The following is an 18,666-nucleotide window of genomic DNA, read 5'->3' on the forward strand; positions in this document are numbered from 1 at the left end:
TGATCAGGCAGACGGGTTTGCCCGAAGGCATTTCCTGTGTCCGCGATCTGCTGTCGCGCCCTGCACCGAACCGCTTTGACCCGCCCTGAACAGACAGGACCTATGTGATGCCTTTCACTCCCACCGACTATCTTCCCTATGATTTTGCCAACCGTCGCCACATTGGCCCCTCTCCCGAAGAGATGCAGGCCATGCTGGACGTCATCGGTGCCGAGAGCCTGGAGGCGCTGATCGACGACACGGTTCCGGCCTCCATCCGGCAGGCTGCAGCACTGGAGTTTGGCCGCCCGCTGTCCGAGCGCGAGCTGCTGTTTCACATGCGCGAAGTGGCGGATAAAAACCAGGTGCTGACCTCACTGATCGGGCAGGGCTACCATGGCACGGTGACGCCCCCGGCGATCCAGCGCAATATTCTGGAAAACCCCGCCTGGTACACCGCCTATACGCCCTATCAGCCCGAAATTTCCCAGGGCCGGCTTGAGGCCTTGCTGAACTTTCAGACGATGATTTCCGACCTCACCGGTTTGGAAGTCGCCAATGCGTCACTGCTGGATGAAGGCACTGCGGCGGCCGAGGCGATGACCATGGCGCAGCGGCTGGCCAAATCCAAGGCAAAGGCGTTTTTTGTTGATCGGGACTGCCACCCGCAGACCATTGCCGTGGTGCAGACCCGGGCACAGCCACTGGATATCGAAGTGATTGTCGCAAACCCGGACAAGATGCAGGCCGATCAGGTCTTTGGCGCCCTGTTCCAGTATCCTGGCACCTATGGCCATGTGCGTGACTTTACCCCGCAGATGGAGGCGCTGCACGCCGCTCGTGCGATTGGCGTGGTGGCGGCAGACCCACTGGCGCTGACCCTGCTGAAAGAGCCGGGCGCCATGGGGGTGGATATTGCTGTTGGCTCGACCCAGCGCTTTGGCGTGCCAATGGGCGCAGGCGGGCCACATGCCGCCTATATGGCCACCCGTGACGCCTATAAACGGGCGATGCCGGGGCGCATTGTCGGCGTGTCGATCGATGCCCAGGGCAACCAGGCCTACCGGCTGTCGCTGCAAACCCGCGAGCAGCATATCCGCCGCGAAAAAGCCACCTCCAACGTCTGTACCGCGCAGGCGCTGTTGGCGGTGATGGCCTCGATGTATGCGGTGTTCCACGGTCCCAAAGGGCTCAAGGCGATTGCCCAGCGGATCCACCGCAAGACCGTGCGTTTGGCGCGTGGGCTGGAAGAGGCGGGCTTTAAGGTCGATCCCAAAGGCTTTTTTGACACCATCACTGTTGATGTGGGGCCGCTGCAGGCGGCGGTGATGAAATCGGCCCTCGACGAGGGCATTAACCTGCGTCGCGTCGGTGAGACCCGCGTTGGCATCACCCTGGATGAGACCACCCGGCGGGACACCACCGAGGCGGTCTGGCGCGCTTTTGGCATTACCCGTGCGGATGACGAATTGGCGCCGGAATACCGTGTACCAGCGGATATGCACCGCGAATCCGATTATCTCACCCATCCGATTTTCCACATGAACCGGGCCGAGACCGAGATGATGCGCTATATGCGCCGTCTTGCGGATCGTGATCTGGCGCTGGATCGCGCCATGATTCCGCTGGGGTCCTGCACCATGAAGCTGAACGCCGCCGCCGAGATGATGCCGCTCAGCTGGCCCGAGTTTGCCCATATCCACCCCTTTGCCCCCGCCGCGCAGCAGGCAGGGTACGCTGAGATGGTAACGGACCTGTCGGACAAGCTGTGCCAGATCACTGGCTATGATGCGATCTCGATGCAGCCCAATTCCGGCGCGCAGGGCGAATATGCGGGTCTGTTGACCATTGCTGCCTATCACCGCGCCCAGGGGCAGGGGCATCGCAATATCTGTCTGATCCCGATGTCGGCCCATGGCACCAACCCGGCTTCGGCGCAGATGGTGGGCTGGAAGGTCGTGGTGGTGAAATCGGCGGAGAATGGCGATATTGATCTGGATGATTTCCGCGCCAAGGCGGAAAAGCACTCCGATAATCTGGCGGGCTGCATGATCACCTACCCCTCGACCCATGGGGTGTTTGAGGAAACCGTGCATGAGGTCTGCCAGATCACCCATGATCACGGCGGTCAGGTCTATATTGATGGCGCCAATATGAATGCCATGGTGGGGATCAGCCGTCCCGGCGACCTGGGCGGCGATGTTAGCCATTTGAACCTGCACAAGACCTTTGCCATTCCCCATGGTGGCGGTGGTCCCGGCATGGGCCCAATTGGCGTCAAATCCCATCTGAGCCCGCATCTGCCGGGACACCCGGAGCAGGGACACCCAGAACGGGGCGGCGCAGATGCGGGGCCGGTCTCAGCAGCGCCCTACGGGTCTGCCTCGATCCTGACAATCTCATGGGCCTATTGCCTGATGATGGGCGGCGCTGGGCTGACCCAGGCGACCAAGGTGGCCATTCTGAACGCCAACTACATCGCCAAGCGGCTGGAGGGCGCCTATGGGGTGCTGTACAAGGGGCCAACTGGCCGTGTTGCCCATGAATGCATCCTGGATACGCGCCCCTTTGACCTGAGCGCGGGGGTGACGGTGGATGATGTGGCCAAACGGCTGATGGACAGCGGCTTTCATGCCCCCACCATGAGCTGGCCTGTGGCCGGCACCCTGATGGTGGAACCCACCGAGTCAGAGACCAAGGCGGAGCTGGATCGGTTTGTCGATGCCATGCTGTCGGTCCGGGCCGAAGTGCAGGCCATCGAAGACGGCAAAATCGATGCGCAGAACAACCCGCTGAAACATGCGCCGCACACCATGGAGGATCTGGTGAAGGACTGGGATCGCCCCTATAGCCGCGAACAGGGTTGTTTTCCCCCCGGTGCCTTCCGGGTCGACAAATACTGGCCGCCGGTCAACCGCGTTGACAATGCTTACGGCGACCGCAACCTGATCTGTACCTGTCCCCCGCTGGAAGACTACGCCGAGGCGGCGGAGTAGGCCAAACCGCCAGCGCATGTAAATCAGGCAGGTATATCAGGCAGGTATATCAGACGGGCCCTTCGGGGCCCGTTTTGTGTCCGCAGCTGCGCCACGGTTGCGAGAGCACAGGGGCATACTCCTCTTTGTAGGTACCTTCCCGCCACGTCAGCCTTGTTTGGAATCAGCACCGCCCCAATCCTGCCGCCCAAAGGGACGGGGAGAAGTGTGCGATGAAATGGCTGCGGCGCGTACTCAAAGGATTGTTGCTGTTGGGGCTGCTGGCGGCGGGGCTGATCTGGTATCTCCTGCGCCCCGAGCGCGTCGCATCCCAGCTGATCCTGACCGGAGGGGAGATCCTTCCCATGGCCACAGCGGCCGAGGTGCCCGGTCCCGAGGCGATTTTGGTAGAGGATGGCGTGATCACCGCAGTTGGCACCTTGGCACAGCTGCAAGAAAGTGGCGCGCCGGTGCATGATCTTGCGGGCAAGGTGCTGACGCCGGGGTTGATCGAACCCCATACCCACCCGATTGCCACGGCGCTTTTGGGGGCGGTGGTGGATGTCAGCGGCTTTACCCACAGCAGTCGCGCCGAGGTGATGCAAACCCTGGCGCAGGCGGCGGATGGCACGGCGCTGACCCCCTGGCTGGTGGCCTACGGCTGGGATCCGGTGGCCATCGCTGATCTCACAGCGCCAACCCTGGCAGAGCTGGACGCCATTGCGCCGGACCGCCCTCTGGTGGTGATCACCCAGATGCTGCATGAGGTCTTTGCCAATACCGCTGCCATGCAAGCCGCTGGTATTGATTTGGTTTCACAGGACGCGCAGGACGTACAGGCGGGGCAAGCGGGCATCATCCGCGACGCCGCAGGCCGCGCCACCGGTGCCTTCCGCGAGCTGGAGGCGGTGAACGCCATCCTCGGCGCCATGCCCGCGGCCGATCCCGCAGTCATCGAGCTCTTGGTGCGTAAGGAATACACCACCTATGCCAAGGCAGGCTATACCACCATTGGCATCACCGGGGCGGTGGGCAAACACCCGGATCCGGTGGGGCTGTTGCGCCATATCGGCGCCACGGCTGCGCCTCTGCGGGCCTATCTTTATCTGCTGCCGCATCAGGGCAAGGCACTGGGCGGCAATGATGATTTCCGGGTGCTGGGCACCAAGTTCTGGATGGATGGTTCGCCCTTTACCGGTGGTGCGGCCTTTGCCGAGGCCTATGAGCACAGCGATCTTACCTCGGAGCGGATGCATATCCCCCACGGCCATCTGGGGCCGGTGAACCATGACCCCGGCGATTTTACCGCCGAGGTCGCCGCGCTGCAAAGCGCCGGGCATCAGATTGCCGTGCACAGCCAGGGGGAACGCGCCATTGACGAGGTGCTGGATGCGTTTGAGGCTGCCGGGCCAAACCTTGGTCTGCCGCATCGGCTGGAGCACAATGCGCTGATCACCGCCGCGCAGATGCAGCGGGCCAAGGGGCTGGGCATCAGTCTCGGCTTTTTTGTCGACCACATCTTTTACTACGGCGATGCGCTGCCGGATATCGTGGGGGACCGGGCAGAGCGCTACATGCCCGTGGGGACGGCGATGCGTGCCGGGGTGATTACCACGCTGCACGGGGATCATCCGGCCTCGCCGATTGGGGCGTTGCGCACCCTGCGCACGGCGGTGGACCGGACCTCGGTTTCAGGCGCGACCATAACCGCGCCGGATCAGGCGATCTCTCGCTATCAGGCTCTGTCGGCGATGACGCGCCAGGCGGCACAGCAGCTGGGGCAGGAGGCGCTGATTGGCACGATTGAGGTCGGCAAACGCGCGGATTTCACCCTGTTCAACGGCAACCCGCTGACCGCGGACTGGCAGGGCTTATCCGTGGCGGGAACGTGGAAGGATGGCCAGCCCACCCAGACCGGGCTGGGAGGCTGGCTGCGATTTGGCCCGGCGTTAGCGGCTCTCAAATCTATGCTGTTTTAGCGACGCGGTGGCGGCGGGGTCAGTAGCCCCGCTGCCGGTCCACTGCGTGCAGCAGATCTTCGCCCTTGCCCAGACGGCGGAAATTTTCCACCACATCCTGCAGCGCCTCGCCCAGGTGCCAGCCCGAAATATGCGGCGTGATGGTGACCTGAGGGTGCGACCACAGCGGATCCTGCTCGGGCAGGGGCTCGGTGCAAAATACATCCAGCACCGCATGGCCCAGATGGCCGCGATCCAGATTGGCAATCAGCGCCGCTTCATCCACCAAATCGCCGCGCCCGGCGTTGATGAAGGTGGCGCCTGGTTTCATCGCGGCCAATGTCTGCGCATTGATCAGCCCACGGGTTTCGCCGGTCGAGGGCAGGATGGCGCAGATATAGTCACAGATGCCCAACATAGGCTCCAGCGTTTCCGCCCCGTGGTGGCAGGTGACGCCTTCCATGTCTTTGGCAGAGCGGCTCCAGCCGTGCACCTCAAAGCCGAGATCGCGCATCAGAGCGGCGGTTTCGCCACCGATATGACCCATACCCAACACCCCAACGCGGGTCTTGTGGTTTTGCTTTGGCTCCAGCGATTCCCAGCTGGCACGGGCCTGATTGGCCGCATGGGCCAGAATGTTGCGCTGCCCCTGCAGCACATAGGCCAGGCAATACTGGGCAATCTCGCGGGCGGGTTCCAGCGGTTTTAACCGAGTGACCTGCACATGTGGCGCCAGAGCCGGGTGGGCGACGATGGTTTCCACACCAGCCCCCAGTTTTTGCACCAATGCGAGATTGGGCAATTGGGCCGGCAGATCGTCGGCCAGCCCGGAGACGGCCAACATGGTGATCTCTGCCAGATCGCCGGGCTCTTCCAGGGTGCGGATGTCGGCGCCGGGGAACAAATTGCGCAGCTCAGCTGCCAGTTCGCGGTCGCGATACCATCCGTCATGTCCAATATTGACCAATAACGCCATGCTGGTTCCTTCCGTATAATTTCTATTGTGACTCAATGACGTCCCGTCATTGCGCTGGACAGTTGTTGCGCGACTAAGCCATGGTTTTCGCAAGAGCGAAAGTGGCAGTGGAGGAGAATTTCTATGGATATGAATTTTGGCATGCGGGCAGAGAATCGCCAGCTGTTGGAGCGGGTTGCCACCATGGTGCGCGATGAGATCATGCCGCTGGAGGCCGAATATCAAGCCGAGATCGGCAAAGGCGACCGCTGGCAATATACCGCCCGCCAGGCTGAGATCCTCGAAGGGTTGAAAGCCAAGGCCAAAGCAGCGGGTCTGTGGAACTTTTGGCTCACCGACAGCGACAAGGGCTTTGGGCTTTCCACCGTGGAGTACGCCTATTTCGCCGAGGAAATGGGCAAGACACCACTGGGGGCCGAGGTGTTTAACTGCGCCGCGCCGGACACCGGCAATATGGAAGTCTTTGAGCGTTACGGTACCGAGGCGATGAAACAACAGTGGCTGGCGCCGCTGTTGGAGGGCAAGATCCGTTCTGCCTATCTGATGACCGAGCCCGATGTGGCCTCTTCGGATGCGACCAATGTGTCGATGGCCTGCGTGCGCGATGGCGACGACTATGTGCTGAACGGCGAAAAATGGTGGGCCTCGGGGGCCGGGGATCCGCGCTGCAAGGTCTATATCGTCATGGTGAAAACCGCTGGCGAAGAGCAGCCCAAGCACCAGCGTCAGTCGATGATCGTGGTGCCCGCAGACACCCCCGGTATCGAAGTGCTGCGCCCGATGGAGGTCTACGGCCACGACGATGCGCCCCATGGCCATATGCATATCCGCTTCACCAATGTGCGGGTGCCAGCCGATAGTATCCTGCTGGGCGAAGGTCGCGGCTTTGAAATCGCCCAAGGCCGCCTTGGGCCTGGACGGATCCACCACTGCATGCGCGCCATCGGTCAGGCCGAAAGCGCCCTGGAGCAAATGTGCAAACGGTCGCTGCAGCGCGAAGCCTTTGGCAAGAAGCTGGCCCATCTGGGCGCCAATTACGATATCGTTGCGGAATGCCGCATGGAAATCGAAATGGCGCGCCTGCTGTGTCTCAAGGCTGCCTGGTACATGGATCAGGGCGATGGCCGCGCGGCGGCGCCCTGGATCAGCCAGATCAAGGTGGTTGCGCCACGGGTGGCGCTGAAAGTCATTGATGAGGCGGTGCAGATGTTTGGTGGTCAGGGCGTCAGCCAGGATACACCGCTGGCCACGGCCTGGACTCATGTGCGCACCCTGCGTCTGGCCGATGGCCCGGATGCGGTGCACCGTCGCCAGGTGGCGCGGGTTGAGTTGAAGAAATACACTCAGGAAAAGGTCTGAACCATGACCTCCAAGGCTCTCGCGGCGGCACCGTTCTTTTCGCAAAACTCTGAAGGCGTTTTTGTGGGCAACGATCCGGCGCGGGGGCCCTGGTCTGCGGATCACTGCCATGCCGGGCCGGTCACCGGCCTGGCGGTTCGCGCCGCCGAGATCGAGGTGGGCGCCGACAAGATGCTCTGTCGGTTGACGCTGGATATTTTGCGCCCGCTGCCACTGGCGGGGCTGCGGGTTGCGGCCGAAACCACGCGCCACAGCCGCACCTTGGCGACGACACAGATCACCGTACATGATCTCGACAACAACCTGTGCGCGCTGGGCACCTCGATGCATCTGGTGCGTAAAGATCTGGGGCCGGTGCCAACCGCGCCGGTGCTGCCACTGAACCGCGCCGAGGCCGTGCCTGGGCGGTTTTCCATTGGCGCAGGTCTGCATGACAAACCCTATTTTGGTGAATTTCTGGATGTGGCCTATCCGCCTGAGTTTGGCCTGAAACCCGGTCCAAAGACCCTTTGGATGCGCACCACCACCCTGCTGGAGGGGGAGCAGCAATCGCCGATCCAGTCGCTCTGTGCGCTCGCGGACTGTGGCAATGGCATCTCCTGGAATGCGGCCCCCAGCGAGATGGGCTTTATGAATACCGACCTCACCCTCAATGTGCACCGCGAGCCCGTTGGCGATTGGCATGCCTCAGAATCGATCTCCCATTGGCACAGTAGCGGCATTGGTATGTCGCAATCGGTTTTGCAGGACGAACAAGGCCCGGTGGCCACAGCCCTGCAAACCCTGGTTCTACATCCGCCCAAAGGTTAGGATCAGGCCCTATTCATTCAGCATGCCTGGCAGCGCTTTTGTAAAATCTCAAGGGTTTGGGGCATCACGCCAATAGTGGTTGCATTTGCGAGCGGCGCAAGAGGTTGCAAATGACGTTAGATTACCGCTGACGGCGTAGGGTAAATGGGTCCTGACCCTAGGTTTAGAGGCCTGAGAGTTTCAATATACACCCTATTGGCGTGTTGAATATCTGCACAAAATAGCACTTCGTATTAATTGCCTGTTCAGCCCGAAACTTGACAAGTCACAGAACAATCTGTCTCGTGAATGTGGAAACGTTGCGAGGAATGCCGCTATGACCTTGGTCAAGAGCCGATTGCAGATTGCTGGTTTTGCCGCAGTAATATTTGCCTTGTCAGCAGTTTTTCTTGTCAGCAGAGCGGTTGAACTCGACAGAGCCATCTATGTATTGCCGAAACAGGTTATACGGCTGGAGAGATCTCTTGGATATGATGGATTTATTCACAATTTCAAAAATGGTGTCCTGCGCCGGGATGAGGAATATTTTACCAAAGCGGAACGTAACTATGATGAAATAGTGGCCACTCTCACGCGGATCAGCCTCACGGCGCAATCGGTGGGGTTGCAGGCCGATTTTACCTCTCTGGAGGACACATTGTCAGATTATCGCGTGATGATTGACGAAGCCAGGCAACTGCAGCTGACGGGAAAATCTGCAGCTGAAGTCGATGCCCGCGTGCGTCTGTCGGACATTGACGCCGCTGAGAACATACGCGCCTTTGAGCTCCAATTAATCAACGCAATGCAGGGGCGTAGGTGGCTTCTTGTGACCGTAGGTGGGGGCTGTTTTGCCGCCTTCGTGCTCACATTGCTGTTATTGACAGTGACGCTGGTTCGGCTTCTGCAGACCGCTGAAAAAGCGCGGGTAAAGGCACGCGAGAGTGAAGCGACACTGTTGCAGGCTGAACGAATTGCCAGATTAGGCCACTGGAAGGTGCTGAAAAACGGCGCGCTGAAAACCTCGAAATCAATGCGAGAAATTCTAGCTTTCTCAAGTTCCGAGGGTCCCGATACTCTGGAGAAATTCTTTTCCCTAATGTCTGATGCGGACAGGGAAAAGCTGGAGAGCCGGATGTCTAAATCCGGCCACCAGCGGGAACCCTATACCTGCTTTCATAAAATAAGAATAGCAGATGGGTCAGAACTGTCCGTTGTGAATACCGGAGAGCCCGTTATTGATGGTCAGGGCGAAATTTATGGTTTTGTTGGGATTATCCAGGATATTTCAAGAACAATTGATCTGGAAAACGAGCTTCGGCAATCTCAGAAAATGGAGGCTGTTGGGAATTTGGCCGGTGGGATGGCGCATGATTTTAATAATATTTTGGCGGTCATCCTTGGCAATCTTGAATTGATGGAAACAACGGACCAGAAAGAGAGCCACTCTCGCTATCGCACAAGTGCGATTCAGGCTGCAAAACGGGGTGCTGAGATAACGAAGAATGTGCTCAGCTTTGCGCGAAAATCACACCTGGAGCCTCAGCTCTTGGACGGGAATTCCGTCGTTCGAGAAGTGCTGACTTGGGCAGAGCGTCTGCTGCCCGCCAACATTGAAATTCAAACATCTCTGCTGGGATCTATTTGGCCGTTTTTAGCCGATGATGCGCTCACAAAGAGCGCCCTTCTTAACCTTCTGCTGAACGCAAGAGACGCGATGCCCGATGGCGGTCGTTTGACGATTGAAACCGCAAATGTTCGATTAGATGATGAATACCTGGGTGAGAGGAATGAACACATCAAGCCAGGCCGGTACATCATGTTGGCCATCTCAGACACAGGGTCCGGCATCGAACCTCAGCATCTCAAAGAGATATTCGAACCGTTCTTTTCAACCAAACAAGTTGGTAAAGGCTCAGGTCTTGGGCTCTCTATGGTGCACGGGTTCATGAAACAATCAGGGGGGGCGGTACAGGTCTATTCTGAAATCGGCACTGGTACGACATTCAAATTGTACTTCAAGGCAGCAGGTCAGGCTGCCTCCTTTGACGCGATGCCGGTGATGGAAACCCGGACTGCCAGGGCAGATCACAGCAAAGTTCTTCTGGTGGAAGACAATGCCGAGTTGTTGAAGCCGCTTGCAGAAATGCTGACCAAAGCCGGATACAGTGTGACCACGGCGAAAAGTGGAGATGAGGCATTTACCACTTGGTCTGACTTGCGAGACTTCGACGCTGTGGTCACCGATATTGTCATGCCGGGGCAGCTCCAGGGAACCCATCTTGCCAAAGAGATCCGGGCGGTCGACCCAACTGTCCCAATTGTCTTTATGTCCGGCTATGCCAGTGAGGCAATGATCCACGGCAACGGGCTGATGCCAGAAGACTGTCGGTTGATGAAACCTGTTGGCAGGGCAGAGCTTCTGGCCGCCATCGGCATGGTCCTGGAGGGCAAGCTGGGAAAAGAAACCGCTCTATCAGACGCTGAAACATGACAAACGCGGTTGTGTCTGGCTCTACTTAAATGGTCGTAGCAGACGCAGACGCAGACGCAGACGCAGACGCAGACGCAGACGCAGACGCAGACGCAGACGCAGGTATACTGGGCGTTTTTCAGCAGCCCGCTAGGGCAGCACATCAGCATTGTAAGCGATGAACGGCTGGCAGGCATTCAAGCCAGAGCGGCTCAAGAACCGGTCAGCCTGTCCTTGGGGCTGTGACCGGGCGCCATAAACGGATCCACCGGATAGCCAACCCGGGCCAGATACAAACCATGGCCGGGGCAGACCGGGCCACAGGCGGCGCGGTCGCAGGCTTCCAATGCGGATTTCACATCCTGCGGCTCCCAGGCGCCGGCGCCGACGCGTTCCAATGTGCCAACAAAGCTGCGCACCTGATTGTGCAGAAAACTGCGCGCCCGCACGTGAAAATGCACCTCGGGGCCGGACAGTCCCATGACCCGCTCGATGCGCAGCTCATCCAGGGTTTTCTGCGGGCTTTGCGCCTGACAGATCGACGAGCGGAAGGTGGTGAAATCATGGTTGCCGAGCAGGTGGTTGGCCGCCTCCTGCATGGCGTCGACATCCAGATCATTGTTGACCTGCCAGACCTGGCCCGCGTCATGGGTGCCGGGTGCGCGGCGGATCAGGATGCGAAACAGATACTGCCGCTCGATGGCGGAAAACCTGGCGTGCCACTCCGGGTCGACCTCGGCGCAGTCCACAATCGCCACGGGCGCGGGCTTCAGGTGGAAATTCAGCGCCTCCGACAGCCGAAAGGGCGTCCAGGTTTTTTGCAGATCACAATGGGCCACCTGTCCCAGCCCATGCACGCCGGTATCTGTGCGGCCTGCCGCGGCAATGGTATGGGGACCGGGTTCCAGCCGGGCGAGCGCATCTTCGATCGCGCCCTGCACCGAGGGCTGATCTTTCTGCCGCTGCCATCCGGCAAAGGGCTTTCCGTGGTATTCAACTTTGAGAGCAAAACGAGGCATGAGCGGGCAAGTAACCCGGCAACAGGGCTGAGGCAAGTGCTCAGACAGGCTGGAAAACCCGCTACCACCTGCCTATCTTGAGCCAAGCAAACAACAGCAGGTGGGCCGGGTGGTATTATTGACATTGACCGAGGGCGCGGCACGCGGGCTGGACAGCCTTGGCAGCACTGTGTCCTCGCGGTTCTTTGAGCCGACGCTCAGGCTGGGTGTCACGGGGCTGGCGCGTGCGGGTAAGACGGTTTTTATCACTTCGCTGGTGGCCAACCTGCTGAACCGTGGGCGGATGCTGCAACTGGATGCGGCGCGCATGGGCCGCATCGACAGCGCCTATCTGCAACCCCAGCCCGACGATACGGTGCCGCGTTTTGCCTATGAGGACCATCTGGCGGCGCTGACCGGCCCGCAGCCTTCTTGGCCTGCCAGCACCCGCGCCGTGTCTGAGCTGCGCCTCAGTCTCACCCTGCGCCCTGCGGGGCTGCTGTCCGGCTTTCAGGGGCCGCGTCGGCTGCATCTGGATATCGTCGACTACCCCGGCGAATGGCTGCTCGATCTGGCGCTGTTGGACAAATCATATGCCCAGTGGTCCGCCGAGGTGCTGGACCGGCTGCCCGTCCGCGAGGTGGCGGCGGATTTCCTGCAAGCTCTGACCACGGTCGAGGCCACGGCGCCCCATGATGAACCACAGGCACAGGCGCTGGCGGCGGAATTCACCCGCTATCTGAACGCGGCGCGCCGGGCCGGGTTTTATGACTGCTCGCCGGGGCGGTTTTTGCTGCCGGGCGATCTGGAGGGCTCCCCGGTGCTGACCTTTGGCCCCCTGCCACCACAAGAGACCGCGCCGCGCCGCAGCCTGTGGCGCGAGATGGAGCGCCGCTACGAGGCCTATAAGTCCAAGGTGGTGCAGCCGTTTTTCCGCGATCATTTCACCCGCATCGACCGTCAGGTGGTGCTGGTGGATGTGCTCAGCGCCATTCACGCCGGGCCGCAGGCGGTGGAAGATCTGCGTCTGGCCATGGGCGATGTGCTGGCGGCCTTTCGCCCCGGTCGCAATGGGTTCCTCACCTCGCTATTGCGCGGCAAGCGGGTTGAGAAAATCCTCTTCGCCGCCACCAAGGCCGACCATTTGCACCATTTGCAACATCCACAGATGACCGCCATCATCGAAGCCCTGACCAGCGATGCCCGCGACCGGGCGCAGTTCGCCGGGGCCGAAACCGCGGCGCTGGCGCTGGCGTCGCTGCGGGCCACCACCGAAGAGATGCGTCCTCACAATGGGGCAGAGCTGGCCTGCGTGCGCGGGCGACTGCTGGAGACCGGTAAGCAGGCGGCCTTTTACCCCGGCGCCCTGCCGACGGATCCGGCGCAGCTGCTGTCTCCGGCGCGTCAGGGGGCGCGGCACTGGCTGGACGGCGATTATCAGGCGATGCAGTTTGCCCCGGCGCCGCTGAGCCTGAAGCCGGGGGATGGGCCGCCTCATATCCGGCTGGATCGGGCCGCAGAATTCCTGATCGGAGACGCCCTGTGAACTCTCCACTCCCTGCTGTCAGCCTACGTCCGGCCTCGGCGCTGGATGCGGGTCCCACGGGCTGGATTCTGCACCGCTTTGCGCTCTACACCCCGTGGATGCCGGTGCTGTACTCCGAGGCGGAAATCATTGGCTTTTGCGAGGTAATGATTAGGCACGGCTGGGTCACGGTGGCTGAACATGACGGGCGGGTGGTTGGCTTTATGGCCCGCGACGGGGCTGAGATCTGCAGCCTCTATCTGGCACCGGACGCCCAGGGGCAGGGGGTTGGCAAGGTCCTGTTGCGACAGGCCAAGGCGGCGCAGCCGGCGCTGTGGTTGCGGGCCCTTGCGGCCAATACCGGCGCCCGGCGCTTTTACCAGCGCGAAGGGTTCTTTGAAACGGACCGCAGCGACGGCAGCGGCAACGACGAAGGCCTGCCGGATGTCCGCATGGAATGGCAGGCCGAGACTCACGCGTACGCCCCCCAACAGCAGGAGCAACAGGGATGAGCCAGAAACCGGTACTGTTTGATCTGGAGCAGGATGACAGCCCTCAGACTCCGGATGTCGCGGCGGCTCCGCCGGTGCCGGATGTTCTGCCGAACCTGGACCAGTCTGCGCCCCCTGCTGCGATGGAGCAGGCGGCGCGTCTGGCGGCCCGGCCGCCTTCACGGTTGGCGCGGTGGTTCTGGGGGCTGGTGCTGGGCTTGCTGGGCGCGGTGGTGTCCTTAGCGGCCTGGGATTTTGCCGTTGGGCTGGTGGCGCGGATGCCGCTTTTGGGCTGGGCGGTCAGCGCCGGGCTGGTGTTGGCCCTGATCCTGGCGCTGGTGATGCTGCTGCGCGAGCTGGCAGCGCTGGCCCGGTTGAAGCGGGTCGATGGGCTGCGTCAGGGGGCAGCGCTGGCGCATAGCGACCTTGCCGCCGCCAAGTCACATGTGGCCAAGCTGCAGCGTTTTTATGCCGGGCGCCCGGATATGGCCTGGCAATTGGCCCGGCTGTCAGAGCGACAGGATGAGGTGCTGGACGCCGATGCTCTGCTGGTGCTGGCAGAAGAAGAGCTATTGGCGCCACTGGATGCCCGTGCCCTGCAAGAGGTCGAGGCCGCCGCCCGTCAGGTTGCCACAGTGACGGCGCTGGTGCCGCTGGCGCTGGCCGATGTCACTGTGGCGCTGCTGGCCTCAGTGCGGATGATCCGCCAGGTGGCGCAGATCTATGGCGGGCGCTCGGGGCTGTTCAGCTCCTGGCGGTTGACCCGCGCGGTGCTGGCCCATCTTGCCGCCACCGGAGCGGTGGCTGCGGGGGATGATGTTCTGGAGTCGGTGCTGGGCGGTTCAGTCCTGTCCAAGCTGTCACGCCGCTTTGGCGAAGGGGTTGTCAATGGCGCCCTGTCGGCCCGCGTTGGCATCGCTGCCATGGAGGTCTGCCGCCCCTCGCCCTTCTCGCGGGCGCATCGCCCCGCGACCCGGCGGGTGATCAAAGGCGCCTTGGCCGGGCTGTTTCGCCGCGATCAGGCCCCGGAACCGTAAAAGTCGCGATAATCCAACCGCCTGTTCTGCGTAGCTCAGGCCGCGTCAGACCCACAGGCCGCGTCAAACCCACAGGTCAGGGTGATCTTTTCTGTGGAAAACCCTGTGGAAATACCTGTGCACAGTGCTAGGAGGGACCCAAAATCATAATGATATTAAGGGCCTTTACCCTTTTCTTCAGCTGAGCTGCGGACAGGCGCTAGCTGTGAGTATCAGTGATAACCGGGATCCGTTGCTTTGCCTGTCTTTGCCCCCACCTGGCTGGAACTCACCCGCTCAGCGGCCGGTGACCTGCGCAAAAATCTGGGTCAGGTGGCAGCTGCGCCATGGGAGCCGCGAGGCTCTGCAAGAGCGCTGTTTTCCACAGGTGGAGAGGTGTTATCCACAGGCGGGGCATATTTATTCACAGAATTGAGATTGCGGTGGCAGCTCTATCACGGCTATTTTGCGTTTCTTTAGTGGTGTTTTTCTAACAATTATCGCGGGCCTAACCGGAATATGGGGCGATAATTTTCCAATTCTCAACTTTGGGCACTTTGGGGTCAGTCCTGATTTCAGGTTTGGGGCCGGTCTGGACGTCGCTGTGCCTTAGAAAAGTTTGGGCGGCCCGTCCTTGGGTTGGCGCATGGCCACGATCCCCGTGCGAAAGCCCTCGCCGATACGATCTGCCAGCGTGCCCCATTGCAGCGCAATCGGCGCGGGCAGCTCGGCCCGCAGCACTTCGTGGAACAGCCCTAGCCACTGTGGGAAATGCTCTGCCTGGATTTCGGGGCGCGAGACATGCACTCGCATCGGGTTGCCGTTATAGCTCTTTTCGCGCAGGATCGCATTCCGCCAGAACCGGGCGATCTTGGCCTCATGCGCGGGCCAGTCTGCATCTGCCACATAGCGGGCAAAAATGGGCCCCAGCTCTGGATGCGCGCGGATGCGGATGTAGAACAGGGTCACCACACGGTCGATTTCGGATCCACTGATGTCAAAGCGCTTCATCGGGTGATTGGCGGTTTGGGGGGTATCGGTAGGAGAGGTCTTGGTCATGGGGCTGTCTCGCTTGCGGTCTTGGCCCAGCGGCCGGTTCCGCTGCTGCCCTCACATAGGGGTTTCCTTGGCTGATGGGTAGGGGCGGCGTTGATCTGTCGCAAGGCACAGGCGCCCGGATCCATTAGATGTAGGAGCCCTAACAGAAGGAGCCCGCCATGGTCGATCACGGACACAGCCCGCAGGAAATCAGCGACCGCATTGGCAGGCCTCCGGGGCGCGGGGTGCTGCGGGATGTGGTTTACGGTGCCATTGATGGTTCGGTCACCACCTTCGCAATTGTCGCCGGGGTGGCGGGTGCGGGGTTGTCGCCCTTTGTCATTGTGGCGCTGGGGCTGGCCAATGTGCTGGCGGATGGGTTTTCGATGGCTGCGGGCAATTATTCCGGCACCAAGGCGGAACTGGACGATCTCAATCGCCTGCGTCAGGTCGAGGAGAACCACATCAAAACCTACCCCGAAGGTGAGCGCGGCGAGGCGCGAGAGATCCTGCGGCTCAAGGGGTTGTCGGGGCCGGTGCTGGAGGCGGCGACCGATGCGATCTGCGCCGACAAAGAGGCCTGGATCAACCTGATGATGGAGGGCGAATATGGCGTCAGCCCGGTGGACCCTGACCCAATGCGCGCGGCGCTGGCTACCTTTGCGGCCTTTCTGCTGGCGGGAATGGTGCCGTTGCTACCCTTCTTGCTGGGGCTGGAATCGGCCTTTACCATTTCGGTCTGGCTGACGCTGGTGACCTTTTTTGCCATTGGCGCCTTCAAAAGCCACTGGGCCCTGACGCCCTGGTGGCGTTCGGGGGCAGAGACCCTGGCCATTGGCGGCGCAGCTGCGGCATTGGCCTATGGGGTAGGCTGCCTGTTTCAGGCCTGAGCCAGGCCGGGAGAGGCACTGCCCCAAAGGTTTCGCGTGCGAAACGAATTAGCGGTCTGGTAATCTTGCCCCCGACTTTCCTAAACTGGTGTGCGCAGGTGCCACAGGCGGCCTTGTGCGCTGGACAAAACCCCGGCGCTGCGCCAGCTTGCCGGGGCTGATTCAATGGAAATTTATGACAATGGCCAAGAGCACCGCCCCCAGTACAGGACCTCGGGTTTTGGTCCTTGGGGGCTATGGGTTTATTGGCGCCGCGCTGGTGCGGGCGCTGATCCGGGCGGGCTGCGCGGTTGCGGTCTTTGGCCGTGATGGCAAAATGGCAGAGCGCGTCGTGCCGGGGGTGGCGTTTGTCCCCGGAGATCTGCGCAGTTTTGCAAAGCCGCAGGACTGGCTGGCGGTCATCAGGGGCTATGATCTGGTGGTGAACGCAGCGGGGCAATTGCAGGCCTCGACGGCAGAGCTGGATCAGGTGCAGCATCTGGCGATTGCCGCTTTGGCGGTGGCCTGCGGCGATACGGGGACTGGCCTGGTGCAGATTTCTGCTGCGGGGGCCAGTACTGACAGCGCCACAGAATTTATGCGCAGCAAGGCGGCTGCAGATGCGGCGGTGGTGAAACAGGCCGACCGCACCAATATCTGGGTGCTGAAACCTGGGCTGGTTCTTGGTCAGGGTGCTTTTGGCGGCACTGCGTTGTTGCGGATGCTGGCGGCCATGCCTGTGGTGCAACCCGTGGCATTGGGGCAGGCACAAATCCAATCTGTCGGTCTGGAGGCGGTGGCCACTGCTGTCTGTCAGGCGGCGCGGGCCGCGCTGCCGCCGGGCAGCTATGATTTGGTGGAGGATCAGCCGCACAGCCTGCAAGAGATCCTGCGGCAGACCCGGGCCTGGCTGGGTTTTGCCCCGGCGCGCTGGCAGATTTTGCTGCCGCGCCCGCTGCTGTGGCTGACCACCCGGGGGGCGGATGTGCTGGGTTATTTGGGCTGGCGCTCGCCGCTGCGCCGCACTGCGGTTCAGGTGCTGGAACAGGGCATCGCTGGCGATCCCGCCCCCTACCGCCAAGCGACCGGGCAGGGGGTGGCTGCCCTGCCACAGATCCTGGGCGAGATGCGGGCGGGGCGGGAGCACCGGCTGGAAGCGCGGATGCTGCTTTGCATGCCCTTTGCGGTGGCGCTGCTGAGCCTGTTTTGGTTTTTATCCGGCATCATCGCCCTGTGGCAGCTCGACAGCGCAGCACTGCATCTGACAGCAGCTGGCTGGAGCCCCGGCCTGTCCCGCACCAGTGTGGCCTTTTGGGCGGGCGTCGATATCGTCCTGGCACTGGCGCTGTTGTGGCGCCCCCGGGCACGGCAGGCCTGTCTTGGCATGGTGGCTGTGACGCTGTTTTACCTTGGCGCTGCCAGCCTGGTGACGCCGCAGATGTGGAGCGATCCGCTGGGTCCATTGGTCAAGACATTGCCGGGGCTGATGCTGGCCCTGATCACCCATCAACTGCTGCAGGAGCGTTAAGGTGGAGTATGACCTGATCCTGCGCTGGCTGCATGTGCTGGGCGCCTGTACCCTGCTTGGCACCGGCGCTGGTATCGCCTTTTTTATGGTGATGGCGCATCGCAGCGCGGACCCCCGGATAATTGCCCATACCGCCGGGGTGGTTGTGCTGGCCGATCTCTTGTTTACCACCACAGCCGTGGTGGTGCAGCCGGTGAGCGGTGCTTTGCTGGCACATGCGCTGGGGTGGAGCCTGTGGGAAGGTTGGATTCTGCTGTCGCTGGGCCTGTATCTGCTGACGGGGCTGTTTTGGCTGCCGGTGGTGTGGATCCAGATCCGGCTCCGGGATCTTGCGCGCGCGGCGGCGACCACAGGGGCCGGGCTCCCAGCCACATACCATCGCCTGTTTCGCATCTGGTTTGCCTGCGGCTTTCCCGCCTTTGCAGCCGTATTGGCCATCGTCTGGCTGATGCTGGCGCGCCCCGATATAGGCTTTTGAAGCTCGGTGTCTCTGGCAGGGTGTCGCAGGCGGGTCGGTGCAAGCGGATTTTCCAGAAATCAAACCTTGGGCTGCGACATTCAGCGTTGGTAGAACCCCGCTTTACCCCGGGGCGTAGTCGGCCTATAACGCCTGCATGTCCAATATCCTGGCCATCATTATTCGAATTATATCCCCGGCGCTCTGATCACATGAGACGCCGGGCAAAGGCGCT

General features: G+C 61.4%; 14 protein-coding genes. 11 read left to right on the forward strand and 3 right to left on the reverse strand.

Annotated elements, in window-relative coordinates:
• The first annotated feature begins 107 nt into the window (after nt 1-107).
• Together gcvP and QZ268_RS02615 are read left to right on the forward strand one after the other, a co-directional pair.
• Nucleotides 108-2,975, forward strand: coding sequence for an aminomethyl-transferring glycine dehydrogenase (gcvP, locus tag QZ268_RS02610; protein ID WP_295447525.1), 2,868 nt, complete (start codon nt 108-110; stop codon nt 2,973-2,975).
• 212 nt (nt 2,976-3,187) lie between these two features.
• Entirely contained in the window at nt 3,188-4,933 is a 1,746-nt protein-coding gene (locus tag QZ268_RS02615) for an amidohydrolase (protein WP_295447527.1), read from the forward strand.
• 19 nt (nt 4,934-4,952) lie between these two features.
• Here the strand turns inward: QZ268_RS02615 and QZ268_RS02620 are convergent, their stop codons facing one another.
• The gene (locus QZ268_RS02620) at nt 4,953-5,888 is read right to left on the reverse strand and encodes a glyoxylate/hydroxypyruvate reductase A (protein ID WP_295447529.1); all 936 of its coding nucleotides are present in this window, start codon (nt 5,886-5,888) and stop codon (nt 4,953-4,955) included.
• A gap of 123 nt (nt 5,889-6,011) precedes the next feature.
• Here QZ268_RS02620 and QZ268_RS02625 point away from each other — a divergent pair, with 123 nt between their 5' ends.
• The 3 genes from QZ268_RS02625 (at nt 6,012) to QZ268_RS02635 (ending at nt 10,530) form a co-directional block, all read left to right on the forward strand.
• Entirely contained in the window at nt 6,012-7,247 is a 1,236-nt protein-coding gene (locus tag QZ268_RS02625) for an acyl-CoA dehydrogenase family protein (protein WP_295447531.1), read from the forward strand.
• 3 nt (nt 7,248-7,250) lie between these two features.
• Nucleotides 7,251-8,057 (forward strand): thioesterase family protein, encoded by an 807-nt coding sequence (locus tag QZ268_RS02630; protein ID WP_295447533.1) that lies wholly within the window; start codon nt 7,251-7,253, stop codon nt 8,055-8,057.
• 316 nt (nt 8,058-8,373) lie between these two features.
• The gene (locus QZ268_RS02635) at nt 8,374-10,530 is read left to right on the forward strand and encodes a hybrid sensor histidine kinase/response regulator (protein WP_295447535.1); all 2,157 of its coding nucleotides are present in this window, start codon (nt 8,374-8,376) and stop codon (nt 10,528-10,530) included.
• A 191-nt stretch (nt 10,531-10,721) separates the two neighbouring features.
• On the opposite strand, the gene truA is transcribed toward QZ268_RS02635, so the two are convergent.
• Nucleotides 10,722-11,528, reverse strand: a complete 807-nt coding sequence (gene truA, locus QZ268_RS02640; RefSeq protein ID WP_295447537.1) for a tRNA pseudouridine(38-40) synthase TruA — start codon at nt 11,526-11,528, stop codon at nt 10,722-10,724.
• Nucleotides 11,529-11,637: 109 nt separating this feature from the next.
• On the opposite strand from truA, the gene QZ268_RS02645 reads away from it, so the two are divergent.
• From QZ268_RS02645 to QZ268_RS02655, 3 genes are read left to right on the forward strand one after another with little or no spacing between them, the layout of a single operon-like run.
• Nucleotides 11,638-13,053 (forward strand): YcjX family protein, encoded by a 1,416-nt coding sequence (locus QZ268_RS02645; protein WP_295447539.1) that lies wholly within the window; start codon nt 11,638-11,640, stop codon nt 13,051-13,053.
• Complete coding sequence (locus tag QZ268_RS02650; protein ID WP_295447541.1) at nt 13,050-13,544, forward strand: GNAT family N-acetyltransferase; 495 nt, start codon at nt 13,050-13,052, stop codon at nt 13,542-13,544. Before QZ268_RS02645 ends, QZ268_RS02650 begins: the two co-directional genes overlap by 4 nt.
• Nucleotides 13,541-14,560, forward strand: a complete 1,020-nt coding sequence (locus tag QZ268_RS02655; RefSeq protein WP_295447544.1) for a TIGR01620 family protein — start codon at nt 13,541-13,543, stop codon at nt 14,558-14,560. Before QZ268_RS02650 ends, QZ268_RS02655 begins: the two co-directional genes overlap by 4 nt.
• Before the next feature lie 588 nt (nt 14,561-15,148).
• Here QZ268_RS02655 and QZ268_RS02660 read toward each other — a convergent pair.
• Nucleotides 15,149-15,598, reverse strand: a complete 450-nt coding sequence (locus QZ268_RS02660) for a group III truncated hemoglobin (RefSeq protein ID WP_295447546.1) — start codon at nt 15,596-15,598, stop codon at nt 15,149-15,151.
• 158 nt (nt 15,599-15,756) lie between these two features.
• Between QZ268_RS02660 and QZ268_RS02665 the strand changes: the two genes are divergently transcribed.
• From QZ268_RS02665 to QZ268_RS02675, 3 genes are all read left to right on the forward strand, one after another.
• Nucleotides 15,757-16,467: a VIT1/CCC1 transporter family protein gene (locus QZ268_RS02665; RefSeq protein WP_295447547.1), complete on the forward strand. Its 711-nt coding sequence runs from the start codon at nt 15,757-15,759 to the stop codon at nt 16,465-16,467.
• A gap of 181 nt (nt 16,468-16,648) precedes the next feature.
• Nucleotides 16,649-17,974, forward strand: a complete 1,326-nt coding sequence (locus QZ268_RS02670) for an SDR family oxidoreductase (protein WP_295447549.1) — start codon at nt 16,649-16,651, stop codon at nt 17,972-17,974.
• A gap of 1 nt (nt 17,975) precedes the next feature.
• A complete protein-coding gene (locus QZ268_RS02675) occupies nt 17,976-18,452 on the forward strand; it encodes a DUF2269 domain-containing protein (protein WP_295447551.1) in 477 nt (158 codons plus the stop codon).
• Nucleotides 18,453-18,666: the final 214 nt, after the last annotated feature.

The sequence above is a fragment of the uncultured Pseudophaeobacter sp. genome (assembly GCA_905479575.1).
In the GTDB taxonomy this organism is placed as follows: domain Bacteria; phylum Pseudomonadota; class Alphaproteobacteria; order Rhodobacterales; family Rhodobacteraceae; genus Pseudophaeobacter.

Coding starts and splice junctions, on each gene's coding strand:
- gcvP (WP_295447525.1), top strand. CDS start 108: ATGCCTTTCACTCCCACCGACTATCTTCCCTATGATTTTGCCAACCGT.
- QZ268_RS02620 (WP_295447529.1), bottom strand. CDS start 5,888: ATGGCGTTATTGGTCAATATTGGACATGACGGATGGTATCGCGACCGC.
- QZ268_RS02615 (WP_295447527.1), top strand. CDS start 3,188: ATGAAATGGCTGCGGCGCGTACTCAAAGGATTGTTGCTGTTGGGGCTG.
- truA (WP_295447537.1), bottom strand. CDS start 11,528: ATGCCTCGTTTTGCTCTCAAAGTTGAATACCACGGAAAGCCCTTTGCC.
- QZ268_RS02635 (WP_295447535.1), top strand. CDS start 8,374: ATGACCTTGGTCAAGAGCCGATTGCAGATTGCTGGTTTTGCCGCAGTA.
- QZ268_RS02625 (WP_295447531.1), top strand. CDS start 6,012: ATGGATATGAATTTTGGCATGCGGGCAGAGAATCGCCAGCTGTTGGAG.
- QZ268_RS02665 (WP_295447547.1), top strand. CDS start 15,757: ATGGTCGATCACGGACACAGCCCGCAGGAAATCAGCGACCGCATTGGC.
- QZ268_RS02655 (WP_295447544.1), top strand. CDS start 13,541: ATGAGCCAGAAACCGGTACTGTTTGATCTGGAGCAGGATGACAGCCCT.
- QZ268_RS02670 (WP_295447549.1), top strand. CDS start 16,649: ATGGCCAAGAGCACCGCCCCCAGTACAGGACCTCGGGTTTTGGTCCTT.
- QZ268_RS02630 (WP_295447533.1), top strand. CDS start 7,251: ATGACCTCCAAGGCTCTCGCGGCGGCACCGTTCTTTTCGCAAAACTCT.
- QZ268_RS02660 (WP_295447546.1), bottom strand. CDS start 15,598: ATGACCAAGACCTCTCCTACCGATACCCCCCAAACCGCCAATCACCCG.